The organism is Stenotrophomonas sp. 2YAF26 (genome assembly GCF_052114625.1).
GTDB lineage: Bacteria > Pseudomonadota > Gammaproteobacteria > Xanthomonadales > Xanthomonadaceae > Stenotrophomonas > Stenotrophomonas indicatrix.
In genome coordinates this window covers 132,936-145,354 of the sequence record NZ_JBFRFC010000001.1, presented here as the reverse complement: position 1 = coordinate 145,354, position 12,419 = coordinate 132,936, and the positions used below count along the sequence as shown (strand labels likewise).

Sequence of the window (12,419 nt, the reverse complement as noted above, 5' to 3'; positions counted from 1 at the left end):
ATGCGCATCACTCCCGCATTCGAACTCAGCCCGGCCCAGCAGAACGACCCGGCCAAGATCGACAAGGTCGCGCGCCAGCTTGAAGGCCAGTTCGCGCAGATGCTGGTCAAGAGCATGCGTGACGCCAGCTTCGGCGATTCGCTGTTCCCGGGTGAAAACAAGATGTTCCGGGAGATGTACGACCAGAAGATCGCCGAGGCGATGACCCGCGGCAAGGGCCTGGGCCTGTCGAGCATGATCACCCGCCAGTTGTCCGGCGCGCAGGCCGATGGCCCGGCGCTGGATACCCGGGTGGACCCGGCCAAGGCCAGCCGCGCCTACCAGCTCAATGCGCCGGCGGCGCCGTCGCTGCCGCTGCAGGATGCCGGCCAGGCCGTGCGCATGCTGCAGCAGATGGCGGCCGGTGTGCAGGATGGTGCGCAGTCCTCCGTCGCCCCGATGGAGCAGGCGCTGGACCTGATTGCGGGCCGGGAAAGCAGCGGCATGCACCGTTCGCTGGGTACCGACGATCCCTATGCCGGTGCCATCGGTGGCGCCGATTGGGCCGCTGCCAGCGACCAGTGGGCGCCGACCGCCAGCAACCGCGGCAGCAGCGGCACCCCGGCCGATGCACTGGCCACGCGCACCGCCGTCGCCCAGCTGGGCGCACATACCCCGGAAGGCTTCGTCGCCAGCATCTGGCAGCACGCGCAGAGCGCGGCCAAGGAACTGGGCGTGGACGCCCGCGCCCTGGTTGCCCAGGCAGCGCTGGAAACCGGCTGGGGCAAGCGCCAGATCAAGCATGCCGATGGCAGCACCTCGCACAACCTGTTCGGCATCAAGGCCACCGGCTGGAAGGGCCAGAGCGCTACCGCCGGCACCCATGAGTACGTCGATGGCGTGCGCCGCAACGAGACCGCCAGTTTCCGCGCCTACACCTCGCCTGCAGAGAGCTTTGCCGACTACGTGCGCCTGCTGAAGACCAGCCCGCGCTACCAGCAGGCGCTGCAGGCCGGCACCGATGTGCAGGGCTTCGCGCGCGGCCTGCAACGCGCCGGCTACGCCACCGACCCGCGCTACGCGGCCAAGATCGCCGCGATCGCCGGCGGCCCGACCATCGAGCGCGCCGTGGCCGCCGTGGCCGACGCCGGCTCACGCATCGGCCAGACCTTCGCCAGCACCGCAACCGCGGCGCTGGGTATCACCCGTCGTTGAGGAACCCCATGTCCAGCGTACTTTCCACCGGTACCAGTGCCCTGCTCGCCTTCCAGCGTGCGTTGGCCACCACCAGCCACAACGTGGCCAACCTCAACACTCCCGGCTACAGCCGGCAGAAGGTCGACTTCGCCACCGCCACCCCGCAGAACTACGGCTATGGTGACGTTGGCAACGGCACCCGCATCGTCGACATCCGCCGCGCCGCCGACCAGCTGGCGATCTCGCGCCTGCTCGACAGCGGCGGCGAACTGGCACGCCTGAAGCAGCTCTCGGGCATGGCCGACCGGGTCAATGCCCTGTTCTCCGACGCGGCCACCAACGTGGCCGGGGTCTGGTCGAACTTCTTCGATACCGTCAGCGGCCTGTCCTCCAACGCAGCGGGTACTGCCGACCGGCAGAACATGCTCGATGGCGCCAAGGCCCTGGCCAACCGCTTCAGCCAGCTCAACACCCACCTGAACAACCTCAATGGCGAGGTCAACAATGGATTGATGGCCGGTGCCACCGAAGTCAACCGGCTGGCGTCGGAGATCGCGCAGATCAACGGTGCCATCGGTACCAACATCGCCAACGCCGCGCCCGACCTGCTGGACCGCCGCGACCAGCTGATCTCGCAGCTGGTGGGCTACACCGGCGGCACCGCGGTGATCCAGGACGGCGGCATCATGAACGTCTACACCGCTGGCGGCCAGGCGCTGGTGGTGGGCACCACTGCATCGAAGGTCACCACGGTGGCCGACCCGTACCAGCCCGAGCGCCTGCAGCTGGCGCTGCAGACCCAGGGCGGCACCATCACCCTGGACCCGAAGGCCGTGGGCGGCCAGATCGGAGGCCTGCTCGAATTCCGCGACACCGTGCTGACCCCGGCCCAGGCCGAACTGGGCAAGCTGGCTGTGGGCCTGGCCGAGACGTTCAACAGCACCCATCGCCAGGGCGTGGATCTGTACGGACAGATGGGCGGCGACTTCTTCAACATCGGCACGCCGCGTGTCACCGGCAATGCCGGCAACACCGGGACCGGTTCGATCGCCGCCAGCTATGGCGACCTCGGCAAGCTGGAAGCACAGAACATCGTGCTCAAGTTCGATGGCAGCAACTGGGCCGCCAGCCGCGCCGACACCGGCGCCAGCGTGCCGCTGACCGGCACCGGTACCGCTGCCGACCCGTTGATCATCAACGGCGTGAAGCTGGTGGTGGGCGGCACCCCGGCGGCCAACGACCGCTTCCTGCTGCAGCCGACGGCTGGCGTGGCCGGCAGCCTGGAGATGGCGATCACCGATCCTTCGCGCATTGCCGCGGCCGCCGCCATCAAGGGCGCTGCCGCACTGGCCAACACCGGCACCGGCAAGCTGAGCGGCGTGACCGTGACCGATGCGGCCAACGCCAACCTGCGCAATCCGGCTGCGATCGTGTTCACCTCGGCCACCACCTACACCATCGATGGCGGCCCACCGCAGACCTATACGCCCGGGCAGACCATCAGCGCCAACGGCTGGAGCTTCGTGCTCGATGGCGTGCCGAAGAATGGCGACACGTTCAACATCACCCCGACCCCGGCCGGCTCGTCGGACAACAGCAATGCCACCAAGCTGTCCAAGGTGGAATCGGCCAAGGCGTTCAACGCCGGCACGGTGACGCTGGGCGGCGCATTGGGCGGGCTGACCACCCAGGTCGGTGCAGCAGCGCGTTCGGCGGAGTATTCGCTGGGGGCGCAGCAGGTGATCGCCGACCAGGCACAGGCAGCGCGTGACGAAGTGTCCGGCGTCAACCTCGATGAGGAGGCGGCCGACATGCTGCGCCTGCAACAGGCCTACCAGGCCGCCTCGCAGTTGATCTCCACCGCAGATTCCATGTTCCAGACCATCCTGGGAGCCGTGCGCCGATGAGCAACCGCATCTCCACCGGAATGATGTACAGCCAGTCGGTAGCGCTGATGATGGCCAAGCAGGCCAAACTCAGCCACCTGGAACAGCAGATCGCCACCGGCAGCAAGATCGTCAGCGCCAAGGACGATCCGGTCGCCGCAGGCGCTGCGGTGGGCCTGGACCGCAGCCTGGCCGCACTGGAACGCATGAAGCTCAATGGCAACAACGTGCAGAACCGCCTGGGCGTGCAGGAAAACACCCTGGCCCAGGTCAACGACCTGATGGCGCGCGTCAACGATCTGACCATCCAGGCCAGCAATCCCGCCTTGAGTGCGCCCGACAAGAAGACCCTGATCACCGAGTTGAACCAGATCCGCGAGGGCCTGCTGTCGCTGGCCAACAGCAGCGACGGCACCGGCCGCTACGTGTTCGGTGGCACCAACGACAGCGATCCGCCGTTCGCCAAGATTGACGGCAAGGTCGTCTATCGCGGCGACCAGACCCAGCGCCAGGTGGAAGTCGGTCCGGATACCTACGTGCGTGACGCCCTGCCCGGCAGCGAGATCTTCCTGCGCATCCCCACCGGCGATGGCTTCGTCGATGGCAGCGCAGCGGCAGGCAACGCCGGCAACGGCGTGCTGACCAACATCACCCGTGATGGCAGCGACAGCTGGAACGGGCAATCGTTCAGCGTGCGCTTCACCGCTGCCGACCAGTACGAAGTGCTCGACGGTGCCGGCAACGTAACCGGCACCGGCACCTACAAGGCCGGCAGCGAACTGGAGATCAACGGCGTTCGCCTGCAGATCGCTGGCGCGCCAGCAACGGGTGACAGCTTCAACGTGCAGGCCGCCAGCAGCCGCGACATCTTCGGCACCATGGACAAGCTGATCGCCGCACTGGATGCCGATACCGGTACCCCGGCAAAGATGGCCGCGCAGCAGAACGAGCTGCAGAGCGCATTGCGTGATGTCGGCCGCGCGGCGGAACGGATGATCGATTCGCGCGCTGCCGGTGGCGCGCAGCTGAAAGCGCTGGACAACGCGGCGGAGATGCGTGAGGCCAATGGCGTGACGCTGAAGACCACGCTGTCGGAGATGCGCGACCTGGACTACGCCGATGCGTTGAGCCAGTACCAGCTGGAAAGCACCGCGCTGCAGGCGGCACAGACGCTGTTCTCGCAGATGCAGTCGATGTCGCTGTTCAACAAGATCCGCTGATTCCACGCGCCAGCGCTGGAACCCAAGGCCGCGATGCCCTGCATCGCGGCCTTTTTCGTTTCTGCCGGGCATACGCCCCGCCGCCACCATTCAGCTTGCCTGGCAGGCGCCGATACCCCTTCTGGCGCCGGCCAGGTCCTGCCTGGCCGCCCGTTCCAGGCTTCACGCCGGCCCTTCCGTGTCGGCGGAAATCCCCGGAAAAACAGCTTTCAGCGACGAAATTCGGTTGCAACGAAATTCCCGGCTAAAGGTTGTTGACAAAGCGCCGTTATTCATTTGGCAACGGCGAAGCACACAGCCAAACAAAAAAATCAGGCGGCGCTTCGTTCCATTCACCAACGGGTTCCACATAAGAGGAGACGACCCCATGGCACAGGTAATCAACACCAATACGATGTCGCTCAACGCTCAGCGCAACCTGAGCACCAGCGGCAGCTCGCTCGCCACCACCATCCAGCGCCTCTCGTCCGGCCTGCGCATCAACAGCGCGAAGGACGACGCAGCCGGCCTGGCCATCAGCGAGCGCTTCACCACCCAGATCCGTGGTCTGGACGTGGCCATCCGCAACGCCAACGACGGCATCTCGCTGGCCCAGGTCGCCGAGGGCTCGCTGAACGAAGTCGGCAACAACCTGCAGCGCATCCGCGAACTGGGCGTGCAGGCCTCCAACGCCACCAACTCGGCCAGCGACCGCAAGGCGCTGCAGGCTGAAGTGACCCAGCTGGTCAGCGAAATCGACCGCGTCGCCAAGCAGGCCGACTTCAACGGCACCAAGCTGCTGGACGGTTCGTTCACCAGCCAGCTGTTCCAGGTGGGCGCCAACGCCGGCCAGGCCATCGCCATCAACAGCGTGGTCAACGCCAAGGCCGATTCGCTGGGCGCGGCCAGCTTCGCCAACGTCTACACCGGCACCAGCCTGGCTGCAGCCGACAAGGCCACCGCCGATACCACCTACTCCGGCCTGCAGATCTCGGTGACCCCGCCGGGCGGCGCCGCCACCACGGTCACCGTCAGCGACTTCACCGTGAAGGCAGGCGAATCGATCACCTCGGCCACCGCGGCCGCGATCAACAACAAGCTGGGCGAGACCGGCGTAGTCGCCTCCGTCAACGCCGGCGTGGTCAGCCTGGCCTCGGTCAAGGACGGCCAGACCTTCGCTCTGGGCGTCAGCGCGGCGACCCCGCCGACCGGCGCCACCGCCGCCACCATCGCCGGCCTGGGCCTGACCGAGACCAGCACCAACGGCGGCACGCTGACCGGTGCAACGGCCAGCTTCGTCAAGGACCTGAACGTCACCACGGCCGAAGGCGCACAGAAGGCGATGTCGATCGTCGACAAGGCCCTCGAATCGGTCAACAGCGTGCGCGCCGACCTCGGCGCGATCCAGAACCGCTTCACCTCGGTGGTCGCCAACCTGCAGACCTCCTCGGAGAACCTGTCCGCATCGCGCAGCCGCATCCGCGATACCGACTTCGCCAAGGAAACCGCCGAGCTGACCCGCACCCAGATCCTGCAGCAGGCCGGTACGGCCATGCTGGCCCAGGCCAACCAGGTACCGCAGAACGTGCTCAGCCTGTTGCAGCGCTGACATGAGCCGCCCCCGGGGCACGTCGGGGGCGTCTAACCCAACTCACGTGCAACCGCTCAAGGACCTCTCCTCATGGCACAAGTAATCAACACCAACACGATGTCGTTGAATGCTCAGCGTAACCTGAGCACCAGCGGCAGCTCGCTGGCCACCACCATCCAGCGCCTGTCCTCCGGTTCGCGCATCAACAGCGCCAAGGACGATGCGGCCGGTCTGGCGATCTCCGAGCGCTTCGGCACCCAGATCCGCGGCACCGACGTGGCCATCCGCAATGCCAACGACGGCATCTCGCTGGCACAGGTCGCCGAAGGTTCGCTGACCGAAATCGGCAACAACCTGCAGCGCGTCCGCGAGCTGTCGGTGCAGGCCTCCAACGCCACCAACTCGGCCAGCGACCGCAAGGCGCTGCAGGCCGAAGTGACCCAGCTGGTTTCGGAAATCGACCGCGTCGCCAAGCAGTCGGACTTCAACGGCACCAAGCTGCTGGACGGTTCGTTCTCCAGCCAGCTGTTCCAGGTCGGCGCCAACGCCGGTCAGGCGATTGCCATCGACAAGACCATCGATGCCAAGGCCAATGCCCTGGGTGGCGCCAAGTTCGACACCAACGCGCTGGCACTGGCCGATCCGGGCACCAACGGTGATTTCAGCACCAGCGGCCTGTCGATCAACGGTGTGGCCATCGCCGACGTCTCGGTCAAGCAGGGCGCCGACGCCGCTGCCACCGGCAAGGCCTCGCGCGAAGCACTGGTGACCGCGATCAACGCCAAGATCGGCGAAACCGGCGTCTACGCCGAAGTGAACGGCACCACCGGCGTGACCCTGACCTCGGTCAAGGACAGCACCAACGCTGACGGCTCGTTCAAGGCCATCACCGCAACGCCGGGCACCTGGACCGGCGCCACCGCGCCGACCTTCACCGCCACCACCGCTGCGGCGGCACCGGCTTCGAAGTACGCCAGCAACCTGGACGTCAGCACCGTGAAGGGCGCCCAGCAGGCCATGGAAATCGTCGACAAGGCCCTGGGTGCGATCAACAGCACCCGCGCCGACCTCGGTGCGATCCAGAACCGTTTCACCTCGGTGGTGGCCAACCTGCAGACCTCGTCGGAAAACCTGTCAGCGTCGCGCAGCCGCATCAAGGACACCGACTTCGCCAAGGAAACCGCTGAGCTGACCCGCACCCAAATCCTGCAGCAGGCCGGTACGGCCATGCTGGCCCAGGCCAACCAGGTGCCGCAGGGCGTGCTCAGCCTGCTGCGCTGATCCGCTCCTTGATCGACCACCGGGCGGCGGCTGAGCTGCCGCCCGGTTCCTGAAATACGTTCCACCTTCGCCAAAGGAAAAGCACCATGGCACAAGTCATCAACACCAACACCATGTCCCTGAATGCTCAGCGCAACCTGAGCACCAGCGGCAGCTCGCTCGCTACCACCATCCAGCGCCTGTCCTCCGGTTCGCGCATCAACAGCGCCAAGGACGATGCGGCCGGCCTGGCGATCTCCGAGCGCTTCGGTACCCAGATCCGCGGCACCGACGTGGCCATCCGCAATGCCAACGACGGCATTTCGCTGGCACAGGTTGCCGAAGGTTCGCTGACCGAAATCGGCAACAACCTGCAGCGCGTCCGCGAGCTGTCGGTGCAGGCCTCCAACGCCACCAACTCGGCCAGCGACCGCAAGGCACTGCAGGCCGAAGTGACCCAGCTGGTTTCGGAAATCGACCGCGTCGCCAAGCAGTCGGACTTCAACGGCACCAAGCTGCTGGACGGTTCGTTCTCCAGCCAGCTGTTCCAGGTCGGCGCCAACGCCGGCCAGGCCATCGCCATCGACAAGACCATCGACGCCAAGGCTGGCTCGCTGGGCACCTCGACCTTCGCCACCGGCGCGACCGCTGCCCTGGCCGCCAGCACCGACGGTGCCCGCTTCTCCGGCACGGTGATGGGCGTGGACATCGGCACGGTTGAAGTCAAGGCCGGTGCCACCACGGCCGACGCATCCAAGGCCGTGGCGACCGCCATCAACGCCAAGCTCGGTGAAGCCGGCATCTACGCCGAAGCCAATGCCGACGGCACGCTGAAGCTGAGCTCGGTGAAGGAAGGCAAGGCTGTTGCCGCTGCCGATATCGCCCTGATGCGCAGCGACTACGATGCCACCGGCAAGACCTGGGGCACCGCGGCTGCCGCTGGCGCCTACACCGCCGGTACCGATACCTCGGCCAACGTGCAGAAGCTGGATGTGAGCACCGTGCTCGGCGCCCAGCAGTCGCTGGAAGTGGTCGACAAGGCCCTGGGTGCGATCAACAGCACCCGCGCCGACCTCGGTGCGATCCAGAACCGCTTCACCTCGGTGGTTGCCAACCTGCAGACCTCGTCGGAAAACCTGTCGGCGTCGCGCAGCCGCATCAAGGACACCGACTTCGCCAAGGAAACCGCTGAGCTGACCCGCACCCAGATCCTGCAGCAGGCCGGTACGGCCATGCTGGCCCAGGCCAACCAGGTGCCGCAAGGCGTGCTCAGCCTGCTGCGCTGATCCACGGCAAGAAGGCGCCGCTACCGTCGGGTTGAACCGACGGTAGCGGCAACCCGACAGCCACGGCGTACTCAGGTGCCGGCCATGCCCGGCCCGGGAAGATTCCCGAACCGGCTTGGCATCGCCCGCCCCTGCGGACCTCTCTTTCAGCGTTGTGCATGTTGACTGTACGTACCGGGCGGCTTCGTCTCCCCCCGATTGTCAGTAGCCTGATCCCTCCCCTGCATTGGGGGAGGGTTTTTTACAGACCCCCGGCAGCCCGCGGTGAACCCACCCGCACCCTGCCCCAGACCTCCTGCAACCGGCGTGCCAGAACCGCCCCACCAGCCAGTGGCACGGCGCATGCATCAACGAAGTCCTCAAGACCCAGCGGCACAGGCCGCTATTTTCGTTGACGACGGGCCGCCGTACGACGGCCAGGCCCGTATACCAGGAGAAACGACGTGGCAGACTTTGGATACGGTGGCATTGGCTCAGGGCTGGACATCTCCAGCATCGTCAACCAGCTGGTCGCAGCGGACCGCAAGCCGGCCGACAATGCGCTGAACCTGCAGCAGTCCAAGACCAAGATGCAGCTGTCGTCGCTCGGCACGGTCACCTCGGCCTTCGACAAGCTGAAGACCGCCCTGACCGCATTGAAGGCCACCACCGCCTTCGACACCCGCACCGTCAGCGCAACCGGCAAGGCCGGACCCAACAACGCCAACGACGTACTGACAGCGTCTGTAGCGCTGTACGACGTAGGCACCACGAAGGCTGCCGCGTCCAACGGCACGCATCTGGTCGAGGTGAAGAACCTGGCATCGGCGCACAAGCTGATCGCCGACACCTCCATGCCCAAGACCGACACCTTCGGTGCCGGAACCTTGACGCTCACCGTTGGGGTGGGTGACAAGGCCAAGACCATGAACATCCAGGTGGAGGAAGGCGACACCCTCACCACCGTCCGCAACAAGATCGACGCCGCTGGCCGCAAGGAAGGCGTGCAGGCGACGCTGATCAGCTCCGGCGACAACCAGTACCTGTCCATCGCCCAGGAAAAGACCGGCGCAGCCAGCGCAATCAAGCTGGAATACGCCGGCAGTGATCCGAAGCTGGGCGCGCTGGTCGGCAGCCTGAAGGAAAACAGTCCCGCCAAGGATGCGCTGCTGACCATTGATGGTGTGGAAGTGGTGAGTGCCAGCAACACCGTGGCCGATGCCGTGCCAGGCCTGACCCTGAACCTGAAGGAACAGGGCAAGAGCACGGTCGTCATCAGCACCGACACCACCGCCGCAACCAAGGTGATGCAGGAGTTCGTCACCGCCTACAACGCGGCCGTCGCGGCGATCAACACCGAAACCAAGTACGACCCGAAGACCAAGGAAGCCGCCGCGCTGACCGGCGATGCGCAGATGCGGGGTGCGATCGCGCAGCTGCGTTCGACGATGTCCGGCGTGCTCAAGGACCTGGCAGGCGACCAGCTGGACGCCAAGGCACTGGGCCTGCAGACCCGCGGCTATCCCAACGCCGATGGCACCCTGGTGCTGGACAGCACCAAGTTCGCCGCAGCCCTCGCCGCGCAGCCGGAGAAGATCCGCCAGGCGGTCACCGGCGATACCGGTGGTGCCGGCCGGCTGTACTCACTGGTGGACGGCTACGTCAGCACCACGGTCGGCAAGGAAGGCGCCTTCGTCGCCCGCACCAAGGGGCTGAACACCACGCTGGACAACATCGACAAGCGCCGCAAGGACCTGGACGCGCGCATGGTCGGTGTCGAGGCCCGTTACAAGAAGCAGTTCGTGGCATTGGACAGCCTGATGGGCAAGCTGCAGCAGAGCAACACCGCCCTGCAGCAGCAGCTGGCCCAGTTGAACCGCTGAGGAAACACGCACGGCGCTCAAGTTTGGCGCCGTACGCACCGATAACGGACGCAACAGCAATCATCGCAGTGCCGGCGTCAACGGTCCCTTCGACCGCACCCCGGCACCCCGCGCAAGGGAGAATCACGAATGTACGGTTCCAGCCGTCAGTACGCCGAGCAATACCGCCAGGTGGGTGTGACCAGTGCGGTCGCCGATGCCGATCCGCACAAACTGGTGGCGCTGCTGCTGTCCGGCGCACTGGAGCGCGTGCGCCGTGCACAGGCCACCCTCGAGCAAGGCGACCAGGCCGGCAAGGGCAAGGCGATCGGCGAAGCATGCGCCATCGTCGCCCACCTCAACGGCTCGCTGGACCATGAAGCCGGTGGTGAGATCGCCGGCAATCTGTCGGCGCTGTACGACTACCTGCTGCAGCGCCTGACCGAGGCCAACCTGCACAACGACCGCGCCGCGCTGGACGAATCGCTGCAGCTGCTGGGCGAGATCGACGGTGCCTGGAATGCCATTCCGCACGAGCAGCGCCGTCCGGCGGCGGTGGCGCCATGAGCCTGCTTGAACTCAACGCGCAGCTGGATGCATTCGAGAAGGCCCTCGACGAAGAGGCCTTCGAACAGGCCGACAGCCTGCTTGATGGCCATGACAGCACCCTGCACGCACTGCTGAGCCAGCCGCTGGGCAGCGCCGACCACGCGCCGCTGTCGGCCCTGCTGGAGCGCCAGCAGAGCCTGCTTGGCCTGCTGCGCCAGCGTCGAGACGCAGTCTCCGTGCAGATGCAGGACGGCCGCCGCTCCCTTCGCGCCGCGCATGCCTACCTGCAGGCAGAATCGCTGGCATGACCGTCCTGCCGACCACGTCCCTGCATCATCCGGCCGAAAGCGAGCTGTTCGACGAAACGCTCAGCTGCGAACTGGCCTTGCCCGCCGAGTTCCAGGCCGGCAGCGCAGTGGGCCGGACCAGTAGTGCCGAAGGCCTGCTGCGCAGCCTGGCACTGGTCGAAGACAGCCGCGCCGACGAACACGAAGAACGCAGCGAAGCCAGCCTGCAACTGCAGCGCCTGGAGGCCAAGGTGGACCTGACCATGGTCCTGCTCGGCCGCCTGATCCGCCAGCAGGGCCAGGAACCGACGCTGCGCCCTGTGCGCTGGTCGCGCCGCGGCATCCGCCTGCAGCTGGGCCCGCGCAGCGGCAGCCTGCCCGGCCAGGCCGGCGTAGTCCGCCTGCAACCCAGCGACTGGCTGCCCGACCATATCGACCTGCCAGTGGAAGTCATCGCCGAAGCGGCCGATGGCGGTGGTGGTCACTATCTGTGGCTGCGCTTCCATCGCCTCGGCGATGGCCTGGAAATGGCGATGGAACGGCATCTGTTCCGGCTGCACCGCCGGCAGGTGGCCGAGGCCCGCCGCGCACGCTGAAATCTGCCACCATGCAGGCGGACGGACAGCCCTTGGCGTGCCCGTTCAGCTAAGTTAAGGTGGACCCCCCTCCCCAACCTCCAGCGTGCCTGTGCGAGTTCTCATCGTCGACGATCACACCCTGGTTCGCGCCGGCCTGGCGCGGCTGCTGCAGGGGTTTGCCGACGTGCAGCTCGTCGCCGAGGCCAGCAATGCCGAACAGGCACTGCAGATGGCCCTGCAGCACGCACCGGACGTGGTGTTGATGGACCTGTCGCTGCCCGGCCGCACCGGCCTGGAAGCGCTGAGCGACATCCGCCTGCGCGCACCCGGTACGCGCATCGTGATGATGACCATGCACGACGACGCCGCCCACGTGCGCGACGCCCTGGATCGGGGTGCCGTCGGCTTCGTGGTCAAGGATGCCGCACCGCAGGAGCTGGAACTGGCGCTGCGTGCCGCGCATGCCGGCCAGGTATTCCTGAGCCCGCAGATCTCGGCCAAGATGCTGGCGCCGATGCTCGGTCGCGAAAAGCCGACCGGCATTGCCGCACTGTCGCCGCGCCAGCGCGAGATCCTTCGCCGCATCGGCAAGGGCGAGAGCAACAAGGAAATCGCCGCCGATCTTGGCATCAGCGTCAAGACGGTGGAGACCCATCGCGCACGCATGATGGAATCGCTGGGTTGCCGTCGCGCCAATGATCTGCTGCTGCTCGCCGCGCGCCACCAGCACGAACTGGAATGACGTCCCCGCGTCGGCGGTGACGCC

General features: G+C 66.6%; 11 protein-coding genes. All 11 read left to right on the top strand.

Going from position 1 to position 12,419, the window contains the following annotated elements:
- Entirely contained in the window at positions 1–1,194 is a 1,194-nt protein-coding gene (gene flgJ, locus AB4Y98_RS00610) for a flagellar assembly peptidoglycan hydrolase FlgJ (RefSeq protein WP_025879102.1), read from the top strand.
- 8 nt (positions 1,195–1,202) lie between these two features.
- Entirely contained in the window at positions 1,203–3,083 is a 1,881-nt protein-coding gene (gene flgK, locus AB4Y98_RS00605; RefSeq protein ID WP_442243506.1) for a flagellar hook-associated protein FlgK, read from the top strand.
- Positions 3,080–4,282 (top strand): flagellar hook-associated protein FlgL, encoded by a 1,203-nt coding sequence (gene flgL / locus AB4Y98_RS00600; RefSeq protein WP_033831049.1) that lies wholly within the window; start codon positions 3,080–3,082, stop codon positions 4,280–4,282. Before flgK ends, flgL begins: the two co-directional genes overlap by 4 nt.
- A 367-nt stretch (positions 4,283–4,649) precedes the next feature.
- Positions 4,650–5,870: a flagellin gene (locus AB4Y98_RS00595; RefSeq protein ID WP_223485473.1), complete on the top strand. Its 1,221-nt coding sequence runs from the start codon at positions 4,650–4,652 to the stop codon at positions 5,868–5,870.
- Between the two features lie 72 nt (positions 5,871–5,942).
- Positions 5,943–7,133, top strand: coding sequence for a flagellin (locus AB4Y98_RS00590; protein ID WP_312110832.1), 1,191 nt, complete (start codon positions 5,943–5,945; stop codon positions 7,131–7,133).
- An 86-nt stretch (positions 7,134–7,219) separates the two neighbouring features.
- Positions 7,220–8,398 carry a flagellin gene (locus AB4Y98_RS00585; protein ID WP_032974833.1) on the top strand — a complete coding sequence of 393 codons (1,179 nt, stop codon included), beginning with the start codon at positions 7,220–7,222 and terminating at the stop codon, positions 8,396–8,398.
- A 443-nt stretch (positions 8,399–8,841) separates the two neighbouring features.
- Positions 8,842–10,260 carry a flagellar filament capping protein FliD gene (fliD, locus tag AB4Y98_RS00580; protein WP_140227010.1) on the top strand — a complete coding sequence of 473 codons (1,419 nt, stop codon included), beginning with the start codon at positions 8,842–8,844 and terminating at the stop codon, positions 10,258–10,260.
- A gap of 129 nt (positions 10,261–10,389) precedes the next feature.
- Complete coding sequence (gene fliS, locus AB4Y98_RS00575) at positions 10,390–10,806, top strand: flagellar export chaperone FliS (protein ID WP_089241027.1); 417 nt, start codon at positions 10,390–10,392, stop codon at positions 10,804–10,806.
- Positions 10,803–11,096, top strand: a complete 294-nt coding sequence (locus AB4Y98_RS00570) for a hypothetical protein (protein ID WP_025879004.1) — start codon at positions 10,803–10,805, stop codon at positions 11,094–11,096. Before fliS ends, AB4Y98_RS00570 begins: the two co-directional genes overlap by 4 nt.
- Positions 11,093–11,671, top strand: coding sequence for a PilZ domain-containing protein (locus AB4Y98_RS00565; protein ID WP_108267540.1), 579 nt, complete (start codon positions 11,093–11,095; stop codon positions 11,669–11,671). Before AB4Y98_RS00570 ends, AB4Y98_RS00565 begins: the two co-directional genes overlap by 4 nt.
- A 91-nt stretch (positions 11,672–11,762) precedes the next feature.
- Entirely contained in the window at positions 11,763–12,395 is a 633-nt protein-coding gene (locus AB4Y98_RS00560) for a response regulator (protein WP_025879002.1), read from the top strand.
- Positions 12,396–12,419: the final 24 nt, after the last annotated feature.

Bases quoted from the DNA above. Each gene is read 5' to 3' on its own strand.
- flgK (WP_442243506.1), top strand. From the start codon at position 1,203: ATGTCCAGCGTACTTTCCACCGGTACCAGTGCCCTGCTCGCCTTCCAG.
- fliS (WP_089241027.1), top strand. From the start codon at position 10,390: ATGTACGGTTCCAGCCGTCAGTACGCCGAGCAATACCGCCAGGTGGGT.
- AB4Y98_RS00590 (WP_312110832.1), top strand. From the start codon at position 5,943: ATGGCACAAGTAATCAACACCAACACGATGTCGTTGAATGCTCAGCGT.
- flgJ (WP_025879102.1), top strand. From the start codon at position 1: ATGCGCATCACTCCCGCATTCGAACTCAGCCCGGCCCAGCAGAACGAC.
- AB4Y98_RS00570 (WP_025879004.1), top strand. From the start codon at position 10,803: ATGAGCCTGCTTGAACTCAACGCGCAGCTGGATGCATTCGAGAAGGCC.
- AB4Y98_RS00565 (WP_108267540.1), top strand. From the start codon at position 11,093: ATGACCGTCCTGCCGACCACGTCCCTGCATCATCCGGCCGAAAGCGAG.
- AB4Y98_RS00585 (WP_032974833.1), top strand. From the start codon at position 7,220: ATGGCACAAGTCATCAACACCAACACCATGTCCCTGAATGCTCAGCGC.
- AB4Y98_RS00595 (WP_223485473.1), top strand. From the start codon at position 4,650: ATGGCACAGGTAATCAACACCAATACGATGTCGCTCAACGCTCAGCGC.
- flgL (WP_033831049.1), top strand. From the start codon at position 3,080: ATGAGCAACCGCATCTCCACCGGAATGATGTACAGCCAGTCGGTAGCG.